Raw genomic sequence first — 20,636 nt, 5'->3', positions numbered from 1 at the left:
TCCGGGCGAGAACCGCCGCGAGAGAAGCGCGAGCGGTCAGTCGTCGGCTTCGGCGGTCGCCTCGGCCTCGCCCTCGGCGGGCGCCTCGCGTTCGAGGTAGTCGTCGGCGTCCATCGCGGCCTTGCAGCCCATGCCGCCGGCGGTGATCGCCTGCTGGTAGTGGTGGTCGACCACGTCGCCCGCGGCGAACAGCCCCTCGACGCCGGTCGCGGTCTGGTTCCCGCCCTCGCCGCCGCTACCCCGCGTGTTCACGTAGCCTTCGGGGTCCAGCTCGACGCCGGTGTCTTCGAGGTAGTCGGTGTTGGGCGTGTGACCGATGGCGACGAAGACGGCGCCCACGTCGAAGTCGAAGGTCTCGGTCCCGGGCTCGTCGAGCTTCTCGGAGGGGCGGCCCGACTCGTTCTCGGCGAGCGTGACGTGGTCGACGCCCGCCTCCTGGGAGCCGTGGACCTCCAGCAGTTCGGTGTTGCGCATGATCTCCACGTCGCCGTCGTCGACCTTGTCCATCAGGCGGTCGACCCAGTAGTCCTCCGCGCGGAACTCCTCGCGGCGGTGGACCAGGTAGACGGTGTCGGCGAATCGGGTGAGGAAGTCGGCCTCCTCGAAGGCGGCGTCACCGCCGCCGACGACGAGCATGTCCTCGCCGCGGAAGAACGCGCCGTCGCAGGTGGCACACGTCGAGACGCCGAAGCCCATCAGGTCGTCCTCGCCGGGGACCCCGAGGGTGCGGGCGCTCGCGCCGCTGGCGGCGATAACGGCGTCGGCGGTGTAGGTGTCGCCCGTATTGAGCTCGACCTCGAAGGGGCGGACCTCGTCGTCGACGTCGGTGACGACGCCGTGTTCGATCTCCGCGCCGAACTGCTTGGCCTGGGCCTTCATGTCGTTGACCAGCTCGGTGCCGCCGACGCCGTCGGGGAACCCGGGGTAGTTCTCCACGTCGGTCGTCAGCGTGAGCTGTCCGCCGGGCTCGTCGCCCTCCAGCACGAGCGGGTCGAGGTTCGACCGCGCCGCGTAGATGGCGGCGGTCAGCCCCGCGATGCCCGAACCCGCGATGATCAGCCGTCGGTGGTCGGCCGTCTCGGAACTCATTGCTCACCGATAGCGGAGGATGGGGTATTTACCTTGCGCTGTCGCGGCGACCGCCCGCGACGAGCGGGTAGGTCGCCGGAATCGCCCGATCCGGACCGAACTCGTACTCCCTCGCTCACTCCTCTTTCCACTCGCCCACCCGCTCGCCGTGGACCTCGCCCTTGGCCTGCCGTTCGATCGGCCAGAGTGCCAGCGCGAAGACCGCGACGTAGAACGCGCCGAGTGCGCCCGCGACGACGACGCCAGGGATGCCCGGGAGTTCCGCCGCCTCGGTCCAGCGGTTCTCCGGCGTGAACAGGGTGACCTTCGCCACCCACGCGACGCCGACGACGGCGAACAGCAGCCCGTAGATCCGACGGAGCCGCCGCGAGAGCGCTTCGAGGACCGAGACCTTGAACGTCGGGTAGCGGAGGTCCCGGCTCAGCTCCTCGCGCCATTCGGGGTGTTCGGCGCCCTCCGGCGAGAGCGCGTTGGCGAAGACGTTCTCCTGGACGATCCGCACTCTCGACCGGTGCATGTCGTAGAACCGGTAACGGCGCACCTCGTAGGAGAGGAAGGCGGCGAGCGCCGCGACGGCGATGAGCAACAGGTACGCCGGCATCTCCGGCCCGGCGAACACGAGCGACAGCAGCGCCGCCAGGAGGGTTATCGCCCAGTTCGTCGTGCGGTCGATCCGGTCCTGGGCGCTGTTGGCCTGGCTCACCTCGCCCCGGTAGAAGTGCGGGAGCGCCCCGAGGAGCGCGTCGGTGTCGCCGGCGATCTCCGCGCCGACCTCCTCGTCGCCGCGGTCGAGTCGGCTGTCGCCGAGGTCGTCGTCCATGCCCCCCTTTCGGCCCCGACGACCAATACCCCTCAGAGAACGTGAGTATCCGGCGAGTACCGCGCAGTCGAACGGTCGGTTCCCGGGAGTCGACGGGCGGTCGGCTCTCGGCAGTCGGCGGGCCGCCGCTCGCCGCCCGCCGCCGGCCGACGACCGAACGCTTAGGGCCACACCGCCGCTCGGTCCCACTATGCCCGCCGATCTACAGGAGAAGACCGACCGCTACGAGGGATTGCTCGCCGAGGCGCTCGACGCCGCAGAGGTGGCGCCGCCCGAGGGGACGCCGATGGCCGACGCCGCCGCCGAGTGCGAGGAGATGGCCCGCTCGTACCTCGAAGACGGCCGCCACTTCCGCGACGAGGGCGACCCCGTCAACGCGCTGGCCTCCTTCTCCTACGGCCACGCCTGGCTCGACGCCGGCGCCCGCATCGGCCTGTTCGACGTGCCCGAGGAGGGGCATCTGTTCACTGTGTGATCCGGGCGATCGGTAGCGACCCGACCCCCCGTCCCCTCGCGAATTTCATCCGTGATTACTGGGGGTCCGAGTTTAAGTGACTCGCCGGGGTACGTCGGGTAACGACCTTCCGGGGGTTCTCATGTCACGCGAAGCGACGAACGGACCGAGCGCGGACGGACGGCTCGCGGCCTTTCAGCAGTGGCTCTCGCGGGCGGCCGGCGCACTCACGGGCTCGCGGATCCACGTCCCGGACTACGACCCCGCTCGCCACGGCCGGCTGGTCGCCGACGACCCGCCGAGCGGCGGCCGCGAGGTCGACCGCTACTGGCTCAACGCCCCCTTCGCCTACGTCTCGATCGCCTACGACGACGAGGAGAACGAGCACCGCTACCGCGTCGTCGAGCCGACCCTCGACGAGACCGAGCGCGAGTTGCTCCACCGCGTGTTCGACGATATCCGCGACCCCCTCCTCTATCGTGACGACGTGAACGACGACCCCGCCGACGCCCTGCGCGAGGAGCTCCGTCAGCGCCTCGAGGAGTACGGCGTCGACGTGGCGACCGAGACGTTCTACCGGCTGTACTACTATCTGCACCGCTCGTTCCTGGGCTACGGCAAGCTCGACCCCATCATGCACGACTCGCGCGTCGAGGACATCTCCTGCGACGGCGCCGGTCTGCCCGTGTTCGTCTACCACGAGGAGTACACCGACGTGGAGTCGACGGTCGCCTTCGAGCGCGACGAACTCGACGACTACGTCATCCAGCTCGCCCAGCGCTCGGGCCGCCACGTCAGCGTCAGCGACCCCGTCGTCTCGACGACGCTGCCCGACGGCTCCCGCATCGAACTCGCGCTCGGCGAGGAGGTGACCCCGCGCGGGTCGGCCTTCACCATCCGGAAGTACGCCGAGGAGCCGTTCACGCCGGTCGACCTGATGAACTACGGCACCTACGACGACCGGATGCTCGCCTTCCTCTGGCTCTGCATCGAGAACAACAAGAGCCTCATCTTCGCCGGCGGCACCGCGGCGGGCAAGACCACCTCGATGAACGCCGTCTCGATGTTCATCCCGCCCCGCTCGAAGGTGATCACCATCGAGGACACCCGCGAGCTGTCGCTGTACCACGAGAACTGGCTCTCGTCGGTCACCCGCGAGCGCATGGGCGACGGCGACATCACGATGTACGACCTGCTGCGGTCGTCGCTGCGCCACCGCCCCGAGTACATCGTCGTCGGCGAGGTCCGCGGCGAGGAGGCCATCACGCTGTTCCAGGCGATGAACACCGGCCACACGACGTTCTCAACGCTGCACGCCGACTCCGTCCAGACGGTCATCAACAGGCTAGAGAACGAGCCGATCAACGTCCCGCGGCCGATGGTCCAGAGCCTGGACGTGTTGAGCGTCCAGGTCCTGACGCGTTCGGGCGGCGAGCGGGTCCGGCGCGCCCGGACCATCGCCGAGATCGAGGGGATCGACCAGCGGACCGGCGAACTCGACTACTCCAACACCTACTCCTGGGACGGTACCAGCGACTCCTTCTCCCGTAACAACAGCGAACTTCTCGACGAGATCCGTCAGGAACAGGGCTGGACCCGCGCCGAGTTGCTCCGCGAGCTGCGCAACCGGCGGCGGTTCCTGACGTACCTCCAGGAGAACGGCATCACCGACTTCCGGCGGTTCACGGCGATGGTGAACAAGTACTACGCCGACCCCGAGGAGGTCGTCGCGATGATCGACGAGGCCGACGTGACCGTCGACGAGGAGACCGACCCGGCCGTCGGCGCCGGATCCGAGCCGGCCGTCGAGGACGGCGCCGACTCGGCCGTCGGCGACCAGCCATGAGTTCGGTCCTCGGGCTCGCGCCGCTGCTCGTCGCGCTGGCGCTGGTCGCGCTGATACCGCTGTCGTCGCTCCACGCCGGGCTCGACACCTGGGTCACCCGGACGGCGCGACGCTACTTCGGCCGGTACGTCCCCGAGGAGGCGCCCGACCGCCGGAACCGGCTCAAGGAGGCGTACGTCGACCGGACCTACCGCGCCTACGCCGCCGAGACCTACCTCGTGACGGGCGTCGCCGCGCTGGCCGGCGCCATCCTCGGCGTGTACGTCTTCGGCGGGGTCTTGCTCGTGCTCCCGGCGCTCGGGGAGTTCATTCAGGCGCTGCCCGACGCGATGGCCAACGCGCTCGGTCGGCCGGAGCTGGAGCCGGAACTGACTCCGAATCAGGTGTTCGCCGTGCTGACGGCCGGCGGCGCCCTCTCCGGGCTCGTCGTCGCCGGGTTCACCTACTGGTACCGCTGGGAGCGCCCGCGGAGCCACGCCGAGGTCCGGCGACGCGGCATCAACGAGGGGCTGCCGCGGACGGTCGCGTTCGTCTACGCGCTGTCGCGGGGCGGGATGTCCACCCCGGCGGTGATGCGGACGCTCGCGGACAACCGCGACGTGTACGGCCACGGCGCCGACGAGATCTCCGTCGCCGTCCGCGAGATGGACCTGTTCGGCCGGGACATCATCACCGCGGTCCGCAACGCCTCGAAACGCACGCCGAGCGAGCAGTTCAAGACCTTCAGCGAGAACTTCGCGAGCGTCCTCCAGAGCGGGCAGAACCTCCCCGAGTTCCTGCGCGACCAGTACGAGCGCTACCGGGACGAGGCCGTCGACCGCCAGGAGGACATCCTCGAACTGCTGGCGACCATCGCCGAGGCCTACGTCACCGTCCTCGTCGCCGGGACGCTGTTCCTCATGACGATCCTGCTCGTCTTCGGGCTGACGACGACCCAGACGATCAACTTCCTGCGCCTGCTCGCCTACGTGATGATCCCGCTGGCCAACGTCCTGTTCATGGTCTACCTCGCCGGGAAGCTCGACCTGCTCGGCGTCGCGAGCGGGAGCGAGACCGGTGCGCTCGCCCAGTCGATGCGCGGGCGCTCGGGCGTTCCCGAGGCGAACGAGGGCGCGGCAGACGGGGGAGCGACCGACGGAGGTGCGGGAGACACGGGAGCGACCGGCGAGCGCGTCGACGCTCCCGTGGCCGACGGCGGCTACACGGCGTCGTCGAGCCTCCGCGAGCAGCTCGCGGTGTACGACTCGCTGCGGCGCGTCCGGTCGCTGGTCGACCGGCCGTTCCGCGGACTCATGCGGCGGCCGACGGCGGTCCTCTACGTCACCGTCCCGATAGCGCTGCTGTCGATCGCCCTCCGGGCGCCGGCCGCGTTCTCGGCCACCGGCGTCCGGACCCGCGCTCTCGACGACGTGTTCATCCAGGCGGCGCTGCTGGTGATCGGCTCGTTCGCGGTCGTCTGGGAGATATACACCCGGCGTATCCGGCGGATGGAGGCGGCGCTGCCGGAGCTGCTCGAACGGCTCGCGAGCCTCAACGAGGCGGGGATGTCCGTCGTCGAGGGGTTCGAGCGCGTCCGCGAGAGCGACCTGGGCGTCCTCTCGGTCGAGGTCGACCGGATCTGCCGGGACCTGACCTACGGGGCGAACGTCGACGACGCCCTGCGCCGGTTCGGCCTCCGCGTCCGCACGACCGCGACGACCCGCGTCGTCACGCTGCTCACGAACGCCCTCCGGGCGAGTGGGAACCTCTCGCCGGTCCTGCGGATCGCCGGCGAGCAGGCGGCTTCGGAGCTCAAACTCCGGCGCAAGCGCCGCCAGCAGATGTTCACCTACCTCGTCGTCATCTACATCTCCTTCGCGGTGTTCCTCGTCATCATCGTCGCCGTCCAGGAGGTGCTCGTGCCGAGCCTCCCGAACAACGTCCCGACGCCGGAGAACAGCAACCGGCTCGCCGTCAACGTCGAGTCGTTCGCCCGCTTCGGCCAGGTGAACAAGGCCGCCTACACCCTCGTCTTCTTCCACACGGCCATCGTCCAGGCGGTCCTCTCGGGCTTCATCGCCGGCCAGCTCGGCGAGGGCTCGCTCAAACACGGCGCGAAACACGCGGCGATCATGCTCGCCGTCGCCTACGGCGCCTTCCTGCTGTTGTCCTCCCCGGTCGCGCAGGTCACCTTCGACGACCAGACGATGACCGGCGAGACCGTCACCGTCGACTCCGTCTCGCTCTCGGAGGGCGGCTACGTCACGATCCGCTCGCGGACCGCCGACGGCGAGGTCGTCGGCCACAGCGAGTACCTCGCGGCGGGCTCGCACGACGACCTGCGCATACGCCTCGAATCGACCTACAGCGCCGAGATGGAGCTGTACGCGGTGCCCCATCTCGACACCGACGGCGACGAACGGTTCGGCTACACCGGCGGCTCGGTCGACCGGACCTACCCGACCGAGCGGACGCGGATCTACGACGTGGCGCAGGTCCTGCGGTCGGACCGGAGCGGGAGCCAGTCGCTCCGGGGTCTCCTCGCGGGTTCGGTCCCGGCGGGCGGGTCGACCACGACAGGCTGATCGGTCCCCGCGAGCAGGCCGATTCCGGCCGGGGTCGGGGGCTTTAAGACCGGCGGGGGACCTACCGACGAGGCGATGGAGCTGGCCGCCTTCGCCGAGCGCGCCCGGGCGATCGAAGCCGAGAGCGCCGACACCGACGTGCGCGAGCGCGTGACCGACCTGCTGGGTGCGGCGGGCGCGGACCTGCCCGTCGTCGCCCGCTACGTCCAGGGACGGGTGTTCCCGGCCCACGACTCGACGAAGCTCGATATCGGGCCGGCGCTGTGCTACGAGGCCATCGCGAAGGCGGCCGGCCGGAACGTCACCGTCGACGACGTGGAAGAGCGGGTCGCCGACGTGGGCGACGTGGGCGAGGTCGCCTCCGGCTACGACTTCGGCGGCCAGCGGGGGCTGGCCGCGTTCGGCGCGGGCGCCGGAGCGGGCGGCGAGACAGGCGGTGACGGGAGTGGTGCAGGCGGAACCGGCGGCCTCACCGTCGCCGAGGTCGACGACGAACTGCGCGACCTCGCCGCGACCGAGGGCTCGGGCAGCCGCGACACCAAGCGGGACATCCTGTTCGGGCTGTTCAACCGGACGGGGGACGACGAGGCGCGGTATCTCGCCCGGCTCGTCCTCTCGGAGATGCGCATCGGCGTCGGCGACGGGGCCGTCAGGGACGCGATCGCCGACGCGTTCGACGTGCCCGTCGACGAGGTCGAGCGGGCGCTGCAGGTCACCAACGACCACGGCGAGGTGGCGGTCGTCGCCCGCGACGAGGGGCTCGACGGCCTCGAATCGCTCGGCCTCGAAGTCGGCCGGCCGGTCGGCGCGATGCTCGCCCAGGCCGGCACCGTCACCGAGGCGCTCGACGACTGGGAGGCGGCCGCCGTGGAGTGGAAGTTCGACGGCGCGAGGGTGCAGGTGCATCACGACCCCGACGGGATCGGCGACGGGGGCGAAGGCCCTCGGACCCGCCTGTTCTCCCGGAACATGGAGGACGTGACCGACCCGCTCCCGGAGGTCGTCGAGTTCGTCGAGGGCGCCCTCGACACCCCCGCCATCCTCGACGGCGAGGTCGTGGCGGTCGCCGACGACGGGTCGCCGCTGCCGTTCCAGGAGGTCCTGCGGCGGTTCCGCCGGAAACACGACGTGGCGAAGGCTCGCGAGGACACCTCCGTCGAGTTCCGGGCGTTCGACTGCCTCCACGCCGACGGGGACGACCTGCTCGACGACCCGCTGACCGAGCGCCACGACCGCCTCGAATCGGCCCTCGGCGAAGCCGGCGCCGCGGCGCTGTCGGCACTCACCGTCTCCGACGACCCCGACGAGATCGCCGCCATCGAGGCCGAGGCGCTGGACGCCGGCCACGAGGGGATCATGCTGAAAAACCCCGGGTCGGCGTACACGCCGGGCCGGCGCGGCAAGCAGTGGCTCAAGCGCAAGCCCGACGTGGAGACGCTGGACCTGGTCGTGACGGGTGCGGAGTGGGGCGAGGGACGTCGGGCCGAACTGCTCGGGACCTTCGAGATCTCGGCGCGGACCGACGATGGGTTCGCCCCGCTCGGCAAGGTCGCGACCGGTATCACCGACGAGGAACTCGAAGACCTGACGGACCTGCTCGAACCCCACGTCCTGAGCGAGGACGGCGCCGACGTGGACGTCGACCCCGCCGTCGTCTTCGAAGTCGGCTACGAGGAGATCCAGGCCTCGCCCACCTACGCCGCGGGCTACGCCCTGCGGTTCCCGCGGTTTCTGGGCGTTCGCGACGACATCGACCCCGACGACACCGACTCGCTGGAGCGGGTCGAGCGGCTGGCCGAGCGGCAGTAGCGGGCTGCCTCAGTCGATATCGAGCCGCTCGTAGAACGTTCTGGGTGTGACGATATCGACGCCGCGGAACTCGTCGAGGTCCAGCAGATGCCGGTCGCCCGAGACGAGATACGCTACGTCGCCGGCGACCGCCGCTTCGACGAACTTGTCGTCGTCCGGGTCCGCCGGAACGGCCGCGATGTCCGGGTCCGGGTCGACGAACTCCGCGAAGTACCGGACCGTCTCGACTTCGCGACGGATCTCCGAGTCGGACATCCCGAACCGGTCCGGGTACTTGCGGAGCGTCTCGCGGAACTCCGCGAGCGTTTCGGCCGAGGCGACGAGGTCGTAGGTCCCGTCGAACCCGGCCACGAGAACGTCGTGTGGAACGCCGGTCGCGATCACCCCCGAAATGAGGACGTTCGTATCGAGAACCGCCCTCATCCGTCTTCGTCACGCGCCTCGTGAACCAGCCGGTTCACCTCGCTCGTCGAGAGATCGACCTCGTCGGAACGGCGTTCGACCCGGTCGTGGAACTCCTCGACCGACGGAAGTTCGACTTTCTTCAGGACCAGCCCGTGGTCCGTCGGGACGACCATCAGTTTCGTCCCCTTCTCCAGCCCGAACTCCTCGCGGAGGCGACTCGGGATCGTGACCTGCCCCTTCGAGGTCACCGTCGTCAGTTCCGGGTCGTCCGTGCTCATCTCACGTAAGGATTCCTTACGCCGACGCATGAATCTGTCGTCGAAACGGCCGCCCGTCTGTCCAATCCAGAGCCCGAGTTCCGGAAGGCCCCACCCGAAGCCGAACCCTTAACCGCGTCTCGGCGGAAATCGAAGGTATGACTGTCCGACACGACGGCCTGACCGTCGACTGGCTCGGCTACGCCACGCTGCGCATCGAGAGCGACGACACCGTCGTCTACCTCGACCCCGGCCGCTACGGCACGCTCACCGGCGAGTGGGAACCGGACACCCCCGGCGTCGGTCACCCGCCCGGCCGGGACTACCGCGCCGAGGACGCCGACGTGGTCTGTGTCACCCACATCCACCACTACGACAGCGACGGCGTCGAGCGCGTCTCGAACGAGGACACCACAGTCGTCGCCTTCGAGGGCATCGACGTGACCGACTCCGACCGAGACCTGACGCCGGTCGACGACCTCCCCTACGAGGTCGTCGAGGTCGGGATGGAGGACGAACTCGTCGTCGGCGACGTGCCGATCGCGACGGTCCCGGCCTACAACGACCCCGACGGGAAGAACGTCGACGAGGACGGCGAGCCTATCCACCCGAAGGGGATCGGCTGTGGCTTCGTCGTCACCGTCGACGACACGAACGTCTTCTGGACGGGCGACTCCGACGCCCTGGAGGGCCACGAGGCGCTCGACGCCTCGCTGTTCGTCCCCTCGATCGCCCAGTCGTTCACGATGGACCGCCACGACGCCGCCGAGCTGGCCGAGGCGATGGACCCGGATCTGGTGCTCCCGATCCACTACAACACCTTCGAGGCGCTGGAGGCCGACGGCGGCGCCTTCGCTGAGGACGTGGCCAGGCGCGGCGTCCCGGTCGTCCTCGACGAGCGGTAGACCGACCACGAAACGCACATGGACGAGTACGCGCACGTCGTCAACGTCGACGGGGTCGTCGCGAGAGCGCGAGACGAGGGTTCCGGCGAACCCGACGACGGAACGACCGAGCACCTGCTCGTCGAGCGGAGCGCGGACGAGGGTTCCGGCGAACCCGACGACGGAACGACCGAGCACCTGCTCGTCGAGCGGAGCGCGGACGAGGACCACGCGGCGGGGCTCCTCGGACTCCCGGGCGGCAAGCTCGAACCCGAACCCGGAACGGACCACGCCGTCGAAGCCACTGTCGTCCGCGAGATCGAGGAGGAAGTGGGCGTCGAAGTCGGCGGAGTCGAGTACGTCTGTAGCGGCACCTTCGAGGGCGACACCGGTCACCAGTGTCTCAACGTCGTCACGCTCTGTGAGTACGAGGGCGGGGAGGCCGAGCCGCGAGCGCCCGAGGAGGTCGCGGCGGTCCACTGGCTCACGATGGACGAACTCCGCGCCCGCGAGGACGTGCCCGAGTTCACCGAGACGTACGTCGAACGCGCCGCCGCGGTCCGCGGATCGGACTGAATCGGATCCGGAGGGGACCGCTCACAGCCGGTCGCGGTCGACGCGCACCGCCTCGAGCGCCTCGACGGCGAGCCAGCCGCCCCAGACGGCGAAGGCGACCGAGCCGAACAGCTCCGGGACGGCGATTCCGGGCGGGAACCACGGGAAGAGGAACCACCAGGCCCACGAGACGACGTGCAGGACGCCGAGCAGGACCAGCACGAGCCCGCGGAACTCCCGGCCGACGGCGTAGTCGCCCGCGCCCCACAGGAACACCGCGAGCGTCAGGAACAGGAAGAAGGGGACGGCGACGAGCCCGTGGAGCGGGTCGGGCAGCGGAAACGCACCCACGAGCGCCATGAACAGCATTGCGAGCAGACCGAAGATCCCTCCCGCTCGGCGGATCGGGTCGTCCGTGTCGGCGAGCACGGTGACGACGAAGCCGGCGCCGAGCGCGCCACCGACGAGGAGGGCGCCGTTGAAGATGGGCGCCGTCGCGGCGCCGCGGGCGCCGAGGTCGGAGAGGGCGTAGTACAGCGGCGAGAACCACGGCGCCGCGAACATCGCGTAGACGACGCCGCCGAAGGCGACGGCGATGGCCGCGAGTCCGACGGCGGGCGGGACCAGCGGGCGTGCGGGATCGTACTCGGCCATATCGCGCCGTGGGTCCGCCCCGACGAAAAAAGAGGGGGATGGCGTGCGGGTCGACGCGCCCGTCGGCGGGTGGGTCACGGGAGCGCGCTCCGGCGCGCGCCGATTCGGGGTTCACCGGTCGTCACAGACTCGCGAGGTTCTGCCGGAGTTTGATGGTCGCGGTCATGAGGGCGGTGGCAGTCATGATGACGAAGACGATCTGGACGTGCATGACGACGACGCGGTCGAGGCCGGCGACGGTGGCCAGATCGACGGCGGGGACGAGCGTGGCGAAGGCGAGGACGGGCAGCAGGTGCCGGAGCAGCGAGTCGATCATCGTGCCCTGAACCATCGCGGCGGCGGTCTGGCGGCGGCCGAACCAGAACCCGTAGCCGGCGAACGCGAGCGCGCCGACGCCCTGGAGCGCCAGGAGCGACCGCCGCAGGCCGACGAGGGCGACCCCGAAGACGACGGCGGCGACGACGCCGACGAAGGCGACTTCGACGAGGCGGCGACCGGCGAAGACGTCGTCGGCGCCGGTCGTCGAGAGCGCGGCGTTGAAGTAGATCTCCCGCACGGACAGCGCGAGCAGGAGGACGACCGCGAGCATGAGGCCGGTCCTGTAGGGGGTGCGGATCGAGGAGACGATCTCGAGGATACCGACGACGCCGTAGAGCGCGGCGACGCCGCCGACGTACAGCAGGTACTCCCAGAGGACGCGCTGGGCGTCGACGCCGGTGGCGCGCATGTTGAGGTAGGCGTAGGCGCCGAAGCGGGCGGCGATGACCGTCAGGAGGACGAGCCCGATGAAGACGATGAACGTCAGGTTGGGGTTGTCTGCGACGAGGTAGAGCCCGAACTCGATCTCACCGGCCATCGCCGACCACCCCCCGTAGCTCCCGCCGGAACCCCGTGACCGTCTCGTACCTGGTGAGCTTCCCCGTCGCGGTCGCCTTGCGGACCACCTGGTCCAGCCCGCGGGGGAGGTCGGGGTCGACCTCGCTCGGCACCGGGACGCGGTCGGAACACACGCCCGCACGGATCTCCTCGACGGTGCCGCGATACGGTGGCTCGCCGGTCACGAGCCGGTAGAGCAGGGCGCCGAGGCCGTACACGTCGGTGGCGCGGTCGACGCTACCGAACCGCTCCGAGTAGTGCTCGGGGGCGGCGAACCGGGGGTCGACGACGCTCGCGAGTCCCAGGTGGTCGGCGTAGACGCGCGCGAGGCCGAGCGCCGTCGCTCGCGGGCGCTGGCGCTCGTGCTCGGTGAGTGTGTCGCCCGGGTACGCGACGGTCGCAGGGTCGAGCGCCCCGTGGACGACCCCGCGCTGGTGGGCGTGGGCGACGGCGTCTGCGACCTCCACGGCGTTCGCGACGGCCTCGCCGGTGCCGAGGGACTCGTCTCCGCGGTCGGCCAGCGTGGCTCCGGTGTGTTCCAGCGCGGCCCACGGCCGCGGTCGGACCCCCCAGTCGTGAACCGACACCACCGAATCGTGGTCGTCGACGCCGGCCCAGGCGTCGAGGGCCTCGCGGAGCGCGCCCGCGAACGCCTCGTGGTCGCCGTCGGGCACACGAAAGACCGCCAGCGAGAGGGGAACCTCCTCGTCGCCGACGGTTCCGACCGCGCGGTAGCGGTCGCCGAACCGAGCCTCGGTGCGGTCGGTCAGGACCGACAGGTCGTCGAAGCGACTCCGGTCGGTCACCGCCGAGAGCCGGCGCGCGACCAGCGCCAGTCGCCCGCGCGTCAGCTCCCGACGGCCGTCGTCGGCGTCGTCACCGTCGGGTTCGCCCTCGTCGTCGGTATCGTCGCTCTCCGTCCCGTCTCCGCCCTCGGCGAGCGTCGACGGGTCGAAGTCGGCGCCCGGCGAGCGGTCGGTGTAGACGCGCTGGCCGTCCCCGCCCCCGCCTTCGCCGTCGCCGCCCGCGACGCGTGCCCGGCCGACGCCGCGGTCGCCCGACGACGGCGAGAGGTACTCGCTGCGGGCGAACCCGCCGCCGGACTGGTAGAGGTGCTGGCGCGCGCGCAGTTCCCGCCCCTCGTCCAGCCCCGTGACCACCTCGTCGACCGCCTTCGGCCGGCGGGCGGCGAGGTAGTCGAGCGCGTGGGGCACTTCGACGGCCGGGTCGTCGTCCAGCCGGTCGACCAGCCGGCGGACCACCGGGTCGAGCAGCTCCGGGTCGGCCTCGACGGCGAGACAGAGCGCGAGCGCGGCGCGCAGCCGGTCGGGGCGGTCGTCCCCGTCCAGCGCGCCGAGCAGCTGCGGCATGCGCTCGCCGCCGCTGGCGGGGTCGTCGAGGACGGCCAGGACCGGATCGGACTCGCGGCCGCTCCCGTCGACCGCCACGCCGTCACCGCTGCTCTCGCCGGTCCCCGTCCCGTCCCGGTTCGCCAGGTCGTCGTCCTCGGACATCGTAGTCGGTCGCCGCGCCGTAGTGCGCGGCTCGTACTCCGCATATTTCTCCGGTCATCGACCAAGACTGTTTGGATCGGCGAGGCGTAGGGCCGGTCGACGGCCGCGGACGCCGGGAAACTTAACCCGCAGCCGCGCCACCCCGGTGGTATGCCCGTTCAGACAGGCGCTCGCCGGGCGGTCGGCGGCGTCGCGGCGCCACCCCGTCCGGTTCGGCGGTGGTCGTCGTGCTGACGAAAGCCGTCGAGTCCGTGAAGGTCTTCGCCGAGAACAACCCCTCGCTGCGCGATCTGGCGCGCGGCCGGCGGCGACGGTTCGACGACGTGGAGTGCGTCCTGCCCTCCCGCGTCGTCACCACGGAGTCGCTGTCGGCCACCGTCTCCGTCTGGGACGAGTACCTCCGCCTGCTCCCCGACTACGACGGCACGCTGACCGTCGACAGCACCGACCCGGAGGCGATCCACCCCGAGGCAATCGACTTCGAGTTGACCGACGAGGCCGTGACGGAGCTGGCCGGCGTCGCCTTCGAGACGCCCGGCGTCCAGTACCTGACGCTCACCGACGAGTCGGGGCGGCGGTTCACCAGCAACCCCGTCCAGGTGTTCGAGTCGGAACCCGACGAGCGGCTCTACTGGGGGGACATCCACCTCCACTCGCAGTTCTCCGACGGCGCGGGGTCGATGAGCAAGGGCTTCGAGTTCGGCCGCGACGTGATGGACCTGGACGTGGTCGCCTACACCGACCACGACACGATGGGGTTTTTCATCCCGCCGAAGCTCCAGCGCCGCCGGATGCACGGCGGCTACTTCGAGGACATGAAGACCGTCACGAAGCACTTCCACGACCCCGGGGAGTTCGTGACGCTGTTCGGCTACGAGTGGACGAAACAGCCCAACATGGGCGGCCACATCAACGTCTACTTCGAGGGGGTCGACGAGGCGGAGCTGTTCGACTCGCTCGACACCGACACCAACCGCTACGAGAAACTGTTCCGCCGCCTGCAGGAGTGGCGCGAGGAGACCGGCAACGAGGTGCTCGCCATCCCCCACCACCCCGCCGAGGCGATGTACCCCTTCGACTTCTCGAACGTGGACTACGACGACGACATCGCGCCGCTCGTCGAAGTGTATTCGCAGTGGGGCTCCAGCGAGACCCCGGAGGCCGACGGCAACCCCAAGCCCGTCCGGATGGGCCAGGGCGAGATGGGCGACCCCGGTCACTACGTCCAGGACGCCCACGAACTGGGCTACCGCGTGGGGATGATGGGGTCGTCGGACTTCCACGCGCCGCGGCCGGGCCGGTCGCACATCCACCTCCCGCCCCATCTCCCCTCGCTGTCGGACATCTGGGAGGACGGCGTCGGCTGGGGGCACATCTGGCGGATCTGGGACGAGGGGTCGTATCCGGGCGGGTTGACGGGGTTCTACGCCGAGGATCTCTCCCGGGAGTCGATCTTCGAGAGCCTGCGCTCGCGGCGGGTGTACGCGACCAGCCAGCCCCACCGGATCCTCGCGGAGTTCGCCGTCGACGGGACGGCGGTCGGCGAGGACGACAGCACCGTGACCGCCGACGGCGAGCGGACCGTCGAGTGGCTCGTCGCCGGGACCGCCCCCATCGAGCGGGTGACCGTCGTGAAGAACAACGCCGACTGGCACGTCGTCGGCGGGACGACCGACGAGTCGGCCGGTCTGGACACCTACACCGAGGCCGGCGAGGTCACCGACGACGAACCCGTGACCGGGATGGCCTGGGATGACGACCGCGGCAGCGACGCCGACGTGTACTACCTCCGCGTCGAGCAGGCCGACGACGGGATGGCCTGGGCCGGCCCGGTCTGGGTCGAGCCCGACGCCTGAGTCGGCGGGGCGCGACCGGCGCGGTACTCCGCCGGACCCGTTCGGTTCGACTATCACCGCTGAGAATCGAGCACGAACGCTTTACAGGGAGTACTCCTCGGTACCGGACGATGACATCGGATGCACCGTCTCTCTTGCCCGGGGTGATACGGCGCTCGTACGCCGCTCGCCTCGGTGCGGCGCTCGCGGTCGCGGTCGTGGTGATGGTCGGGTTCGGCGCGGTCATCAGCACGCAGGCGTCGGCGACGCTACAGGACGACGTCGAAGACGACCTGCGGACGCTCTCGGAGACGCGGACGACAGAACTCGACTCGTGGCTCGGGAGCGTCCAGCGGGAGGCCGCGCTCACGTCGCAGCTCTCGCCCGTCCGGTCGGGCGACGGCGAGACCGTCGACCGTGCGCTGACCGACCGGATCGAATCGGGCGCCGTCCCGCCGGACGTGGCGGCGATCCACTACCTGAACACCGAGTCGATGGTGTTCACGGAAAGCACGAACGACGAGTTCGAGGGGCTCAGTCCCGCCGAGCAGGGCGCGCCGTTCGCGACCGACCCGCCGACGTTCGACGGGCCGGACGACACCTACGTGACGGAGCCGTTCTCCGTGCCGGCGGTCGACCACCCGGTCGTCGCCGTCGTCACGCCCGTCCCGGGCGTCGAGAACCGCGCGCTCGTGTTCATGACGGATCTGGAGGCCCGCTCGCAGGCCCTGGCGGACTCACGCAACGACACGTCGACGGTGGTCGTCAACGCGGCCGGCCAGTACGTCGCCCACCCTAACGAGAGCAAGATCCTCACGCCCCACGAAGGCGGGGGCATGGACCTCTCGATGCTGGCCCCCGGCGAGACGATGTTCATGGACCACGGCGACACGCTCATGGCGAGCACGAAGATGGAGACCAAGGGGTGGACGGTCATGATCCACTCGCCGAAGGACGTGGCCTACGCGCTGGGCTCGCAGATCAACTCCGACCTGGTGGGGCTGGTCCTGCTGGCGATCATCAACCTCGGGCTCGTCGGCGTCACCATCGGGAGCAACACGATCATCTCGCTGCGTCGCGTCTCCGAGCGGGCGGGGTCGATGGCCGACGGCGACCTGGAGGTCGACCTCGCGACGACCAGGGAAGACGAGATCGGGGCGCTCTACCGGTCGTTCCAGGACATGCGCGATTCCATCCGCGAGCAGATCGCCGAGACCGACGAGGCGCGCGCCGAGGCCGAGGAGGCCCGCAGCGAAGCCGAGGAGGCGCGCCAGCGCGCCGAGCGGGAGGCCGCCGAGATGGAGTCGATGACGACCCATCTGGAGGCCAAAGCGACCGAGTACGGCGACGTGCTCTCCGATGCGGCCGACGGCGACCTGACCCGTCGGGTCGACCCCGACAGCGACAACGCGTCGATGGCGTCGGTCGGCGAGAGCATCAACGAGACGCTCGACGCGCTGGAGGAGACCATCGCGCGGATGAAGTCGTTCGCAGACGACGTGTCGGCCGCCGGCGAACAGGTCGGGACCAACGCCGAGCGAGTCGACCAGGCGAGCGAGCAGGTGACCGCCTCGATCTCGGAGATATTCGACGGGACGACCGAGCAGTCCGAGCGCCTGGAGGAAGCCGCCGGCGAGATGGAGAACCTCTCGGCGACGGCCCAGCAAGTCGCCTCCTCGGCACAGGAGGTGGCGACGACCTCCCAGCGAGCCGCCGAGGTCGGCGAGGAGGGCCGCGAGGCGGCCCAGCGCGCCATCGAGGAGATGGGCTCTATCGAGGGCGAGACCGAGGAGACCGTCGCGGCGATCAACGATCTGGACGACGAGCTCGACGAGATCGGCCAGATCGTGAGCGTCATCACGGAGATCGTCGAGCAGACGAACATGCTGGCGCTGAACGCCTCGATCGAGGCGGCCCACGCCGACGGCGACGGCGCCGGCTTCGCGGTCGTCGCCGACGAGATCAAGGGGCTGGCCGAGGAGACCAAGGAGGCCGCCGGCGACATCGAGTCCCGGATCGACGGCATCCAGGCCCAGGCGGGCGAGACGGTCGATCGGATGGAGTCGACGAGCGAGCGGGTCACCGACGGCGTCGGGACGGTCGAGGAGGCCGTCGACGCGCTGGAGACGATCGTCGAGCACACCGAGGAGGTCGACACCGGCATCCAGGAGATCGACGACGCCACGGAGGAACAGGCCCGCACCGCCCAGGAGGTGATGGGCACCATCGACGAGCTGACGGCGATCAGCCAGCAGACGGCGACGGAGGCCGACACGGTCGCCGGGGCGGCCGACGACCAGTCCCAGTCGATCGACCGGGTCGCGGCCTCCGCCGGCGACCTGCGCCAGCGGGCCGAGGAACTGACGACGGCGCTGTCGCGCTTCGAGACGCGGACCGACGCCGGGAGCGGGGAAACGGCCGCGACCGCGGCCACGGACGACTGACAATGCTCGGACTCACGACCTGGTTCACCATCGGCACGCTCGGAATGGTCGTCGGGACGGCGATGCTGGCCTACGGCATCCTGCTGGTCCCGTCGGAACGCCGGCGACAGCTCGCCCTCGCGGCGCTCGTCCCCGGGATCGCGGCGGTCGCCTACGCGGTCATGGCGCTCGGATTCGGCGGGCTCGCGACCGCGGACGGCGGGACGGTCTTCGTCCCGCGCTACGTCGACTGGCTGTTGACGACGCCGATCCACGTCGCGCTCGTCGCGCTGGTCGTCGGCGCGTCGACGCGCGCCATCGCTCGCCTCGCCGCGCTGCAGGCGGCGACCATCGTCTTCGGCTTCGTCGGCGCGACGATCGCGGCCCCGCTGAACTGGGCGCTCTACCTCGTCGGCAGCGCCTGCTTCGCCGGCGTCGTCTACCTCCTGTTCACGGAGACGGAGGCGCTGGCCGAGGGGAAGCCCGATGACGTGGCCGCGCTGTTCCGGAAGCTCCGGGCGTTCGTCGTCGTCCTGTGGCTGGTCTACCCGGTCATCTGGCTGGTCGGCCCCGCGGGGTTCGAGATCATGGACCTGGAGACCACCGCGCTGGTCGTCACCTACATCGACGTGGTCGCGAAGGTCGGCTTCGGCCTCATCGCTATCAACGACTTCGTCAAGATGGCCGCCGCGACCGACGAGACCGCCGACGCGGAGGCCGCCGTCGGCGACCCGCAGGCCGCCGACTGACGGCGACGAGCGCGGTATTTTCGGCGGCGAACGGCGACGGACGACAGCGACAGCTACCGCTGGCGAGTCGAGCGCGCGGAGAAGGGGCGACGGCCGTGGGGCCGTCGACAGTGGGAGAGCGGTGCCGTCACCGGACCGGCCGGGCGCCGATCAGTGGATGCCCATCGCTTCGATCTGTTCCTGATACCGGTTCCGGATGGTGACCTCGGTGACCTGGGCCACGTCGGCGACCTCCCGCTGTGTCTTCTTCTCGTTGCACAGCAGCGAGGCGGCGTAGATGGCGGCGGCGGCGTAGCCGGTCGGGGACTTGCCCGACAGCAGGCCCTTCTCGGCGGTCACGTCGATGATCTCGTTGGCCTTGGCCTGGACCTCCTCGCTGAGTTCGAGCTCGGAGACGAAGCGGGGGACGTACTGCTTGGGGTCGACCGGCTCCATCTTCAGGCTGAGTTCCTGGGCGACGTAGCGGTAGGTGCGGCCGATCTCCTTCTGCTCGACGCGGGAGACCTCCGAGACCTCCTCGAGCGAGCGCGGGATGTCCTCCTGGCGGCAGGCGGCGTAGAGGCAGGCGGTGGCGACGCCCTCGATGGAGCGGCCGCGGATGAGGTCCTCGTCGAGCGCGCGACGATAGATGACCGACGCGACCTCTCGAACGGACCGAGGCACGCCCAGCGCGCTCGCCATGCGGTCGATCTCCGAGAGCGCGAACTGGAGGTTGCGCTCGCCGGCGTCCTTGGTGCGGATGCGCTCCTGCCACTTCCGCAGGCGGTGCATCTGCGAGCGCTTCTCCGAGGACAGGGAGCGACCGTAGGCGTCCTTGTCCTTCCAGTCGATCTGGGTGGTCAGCCCCTTGTCGTGCATCGTCTGGGTCGTCGGCGCGCCGACCCGCGATTTCTCCTGTCGCTCGCTGTGGTTGAACGCCCGCCACTCCGGTCCGCGGTCGATGTTGCCCTCGTCGATGATCAGTCCGCAGTCCTCGCAGACGATCTCCCCGCCGTCGGCGCTCGTCACGAGCGCGGACGACTCGCATTCGGGACACTGCTGCTGTTCGGCCTGCTCGTCCGCTTGTTCGTCCTCTTTTTCCTCGGACTCCACGCGCTCGCGCTGGCGGCTCGGCCGTTCCATTGTTCTTATATAGACAAATTTTGGGGACATATAAATCCTTCGCCCGTCTTCCGTCGCATGTCAGAGGACAGAAAGAGCGATATCGCACATATTCGGGACTTCGGTGGTCGAACGCCGTGGGTCTCGGGGATCGGTCGGTAGCGAGACACGCGTCTGACACGCGGCTGACGGCGGCGTTCGCGGGGGTCGAGTGCGGGTTCGTATTGGTCGATCGAGGGGACGGCCGGACGGTGAGGCCCCGTGAGCGGTCGGCTCGCGATCACTCGCGGCGTTCGACGAGGAACTTCATGTCGCCGGCGAAGACGGGCTCGTCGTCCTGGTTCGTCATCTCGCCGTCGAGGACGACGAGCCCGGCGTCGTCCCGGCTGGACAGGTCCCGGGTCTCGGTCACCTCGAACACCGCGGAGACGGTGTCGCCGGCGTACACCGGCGCGGGGATGTCCATGTAGTTCATCCCGAGGAAGGCGACGACGCGGCGTTCGAGGAAGCCACACCGGTAGACGAACCCCGTCGCCAGGACGAAGGTCATCGGGCCCTGGGCGATCCGCTCGCCGAACTGGCTCTCCTCGGCGTACTCGGCGTTGGTGTGCAACTCCGTCCAGTCGCCGGAAAACGCCGAGTGCAACACGAAGTCGGCCTCCGTGACCGTGCGCCCGACGCTCTCGAAGGTCTGGCCCTCGTCGAACTCCTCGAAGTAGTGGGGCTCGTAGCTGTACGGCATGTGTTACCTGTTGGCTCCCCAACCGCTTAACCTCCGAGGGCGGGGTGGGGAGATGGAGT

General features: G+C 70.1%; 18 protein-coding genes. 9 read left to right on the top strand and 9 right to left on the bottom strand.

The features are described from left to right. Positions 1 to 36: 36 nt before the first annotated feature. The gene (locus HZS54_RS20940; RefSeq protein WP_179919049.1) at positions 37 to 1,089 is read right to left on the bottom strand and encodes an NAD(P)/FAD-dependent oxidoreductase; all 1,053 of its coding nucleotides are present in this window, start codon (positions 1,087 to 1,089) and stop codon (positions 37 to 39) included. A 115-nt stretch (positions 1,090 to 1,204) separates the two neighbouring features. Then, on the bottom strand, positions 1,205 to 1,909 hold the full coding sequence (locus HZS54_RS20935; protein ID WP_179919048.1) for a DUF2270 domain-containing protein: 705 nt from the start codon (positions 1,907 to 1,909) through the stop codon (positions 1,205 to 1,207). A gap of 190 nt (positions 1,910 to 2,099) precedes the next feature. On the opposite strand from HZS54_RS20935, the gene HZS54_RS20930 reads away from it, so the two are divergent. The 4 genes from HZS54_RS20930 to ligA all read left to right on the top strand — a co-directional run bounded on the left by HZS54_RS20930 (position 2,100) and on the right by ligA (position 8,582). After that, positions 2,100 to 2,384: a DUF357 domain-containing protein gene (locus tag HZS54_RS20930; RefSeq protein WP_179919046.1), complete on the top strand. Its 285-nt coding sequence runs from the start codon at positions 2,100 to 2,102 to the stop codon at positions 2,382 to 2,384. Between the two features lie 121 nt (positions 2,385 to 2,505). Continuing rightward, positions 2,506 to 4,209, top strand: coding sequence for a type II/IV secretion system ATPase subunit (locus tag HZS54_RS20925; protein ID WP_179919044.1), 1,704 nt, complete (start codon positions 2,506 to 2,508; stop codon positions 4,207 to 4,209). Continuing rightward, positions 4,206 to 6,773 (top strand): type II secretion system F family protein, encoded by a 2,568-nt coding sequence (locus tag HZS54_RS20920; protein ID WP_179919042.1) that lies wholly within the window; start codon positions 4,206 to 4,208, stop codon positions 6,771 to 6,773. The genes HZS54_RS20925 and HZS54_RS20920 overlap by 4 nt, the downstream gene beginning before the upstream one ends. Positions 6,774 to 6,848: 75 nt before the next feature. Then, positions 6,849 to 8,582, top strand: coding sequence for an ATP-dependent DNA ligase LigA (gene ligA, locus HZS54_RS20915; protein WP_179919041.1), 1,734 nt, complete (start codon positions 6,849 to 6,851; stop codon positions 8,580 to 8,582). Between the two features lie 9 nt (positions 8,583 to 8,591). On the opposite strand, the gene HZS54_RS20910 is transcribed toward ligA, so the two are convergent. Beyond that, positions 8,592 to 9,005, bottom strand: a complete 414-nt coding sequence (locus tag HZS54_RS20910) for a putative toxin-antitoxin system toxin component, PIN family (RefSeq protein ID WP_179919039.1) — start codon at positions 9,003 to 9,005, stop codon at positions 8,592 to 8,594. After that, complete coding sequence (locus HZS54_RS20905; protein WP_179919037.1) at positions 9,002 to 9,265, bottom strand: AbrB/MazE/SpoVT family DNA-binding domain-containing protein; 264 nt, start codon at positions 9,263 to 9,265, stop codon at positions 9,002 to 9,004. Before HZS54_RS20905 ends, HZS54_RS20910 begins: the two co-directional genes overlap by 4 nt. A gap of 137 nt (positions 9,266 to 9,402) precedes the next feature. Between HZS54_RS20905 and HZS54_RS20900 the strand changes: the two genes are divergently transcribed. Together HZS54_RS20900 and HZS54_RS20895 are read left to right on the top strand one after the other, a co-directional pair. Beyond that, positions 9,403 to 10,149, top strand: a complete 747-nt coding sequence (locus HZS54_RS20900) for an MBL fold metallo-hydrolase (RefSeq protein ID WP_179919035.1) — start codon at positions 9,403 to 9,405, stop codon at positions 10,147 to 10,149. 18 nt (positions 10,150 to 10,167) lie between these two features. After that, entirely contained in the window at positions 10,168 to 10,704 is a 537-nt protein-coding gene (locus HZS54_RS20895) for an NUDIX domain-containing protein (RefSeq protein ID WP_179919033.1), read from the top strand. A 21-nt stretch (positions 10,705 to 10,725) separates the two neighbouring features. Here the strand turns inward: HZS54_RS20895 and HZS54_RS20890 are convergent, their stop codons facing one another. From HZS54_RS20890 to HZS54_RS20880, 3 genes are all read right to left on the bottom strand, one after another. Further along, positions 10,726 to 11,337 (bottom strand): DUF998 domain-containing protein, encoded by a 612-nt coding sequence (locus HZS54_RS20890; protein ID WP_179919031.1) that lies wholly within the window; start codon positions 11,335 to 11,337, stop codon positions 10,726 to 10,728. A 121-nt stretch (positions 11,338 to 11,458) separates the two neighbouring features. After that, positions 11,459 to 12,193 (bottom strand): hypothetical protein, encoded by a 735-nt coding sequence (locus HZS54_RS20885; RefSeq protein ID WP_179917546.1) that lies wholly within the window; start codon positions 12,191 to 12,193, stop codon positions 11,459 to 11,461. Continuing rightward, the gene (locus HZS54_RS20880) at positions 12,183 to 13,727 is read right to left on the bottom strand and encodes a protein kinase domain-containing protein (RefSeq protein ID WP_179919029.1); all 1,545 of its coding nucleotides are present in this window, start codon (positions 13,725 to 13,727) and stop codon (positions 12,183 to 12,185) included. The genes HZS54_RS20885 and HZS54_RS20880 overlap by 11 nt, the downstream gene beginning before the upstream one ends. A gap of 227 nt (positions 13,728 to 13,954) precedes the next feature. On the opposite strand from HZS54_RS20880, the gene HZS54_RS20875 reads away from it, so the two are divergent. The 3 genes from HZS54_RS20875 to HZS54_RS20865 all read left to right on the top strand — a co-directional run bounded on the left by HZS54_RS20875 (position 13,955) and on the right by HZS54_RS20865 (position 18,734). Next, positions 13,955 to 15,583: a DUF3604 domain-containing protein gene (locus tag HZS54_RS20875; RefSeq protein ID WP_179919027.1), complete on the top strand. Its 1,629-nt coding sequence runs from the start codon at positions 13,955 to 13,957 to the stop codon at positions 15,581 to 15,583. Positions 15,584 to 15,693: 110 nt separating this feature from the next. Further along, positions 15,694 to 18,006 (top strand): methyl-accepting chemotaxis protein, encoded by a 2,313-nt coding sequence (locus HZS54_RS20870; RefSeq protein WP_246391708.1) that lies wholly within the window; start codon positions 15,694 to 15,696, stop codon positions 18,004 to 18,006. A 2-nt stretch (positions 18,007 to 18,008) separates the two neighbouring features. After that, entirely contained in the window at positions 18,009 to 18,734 is a 726-nt protein-coding gene (locus HZS54_RS20865) for a bacteriorhodopsin (RefSeq protein WP_179919025.1), read from the top strand. A 150-nt stretch (positions 18,735 to 18,884) separates the two neighbouring features. On the opposite strand, the gene HZS54_RS20860 is transcribed toward HZS54_RS20865, so the two are convergent. Both HZS54_RS20860 and HZS54_RS20855 read right to left on the bottom strand, forming a co-directional pair. Beyond that, positions 18,885 to 19,856, bottom strand: a complete 972-nt coding sequence (locus HZS54_RS20860) for a transcription initiation factor IIB (RefSeq protein WP_179919023.1) — start codon at positions 19,854 to 19,856, stop codon at positions 18,885 to 18,887. A 259-nt stretch (positions 19,857 to 20,115) separates the two neighbouring features. After that, complete coding sequence (locus HZS54_RS20855; RefSeq protein WP_179919021.1) at positions 20,116 to 20,577, bottom strand: MaoC/PaaZ C-terminal domain-containing protein; 462 nt, start codon at positions 20,575 to 20,577, stop codon at positions 20,116 to 20,118. Positions 20,578 to 20,636 lie beyond the last annotated feature (59 nt).

The sequence above is a fragment of the Halosimplex pelagicum genome, assembly GCF_013415905.1.
Taxonomy (GTDB): domain Archaea; phylum Halobacteriota; class Halobacteria; order Halobacteriales; family Haloarculaceae; genus Halosimplex; species Halosimplex pelagicum.
Note: the sequence above shows the minus strand (reverse complement) of the source record. Positions and strands in the feature narration are given on the sequence as shown.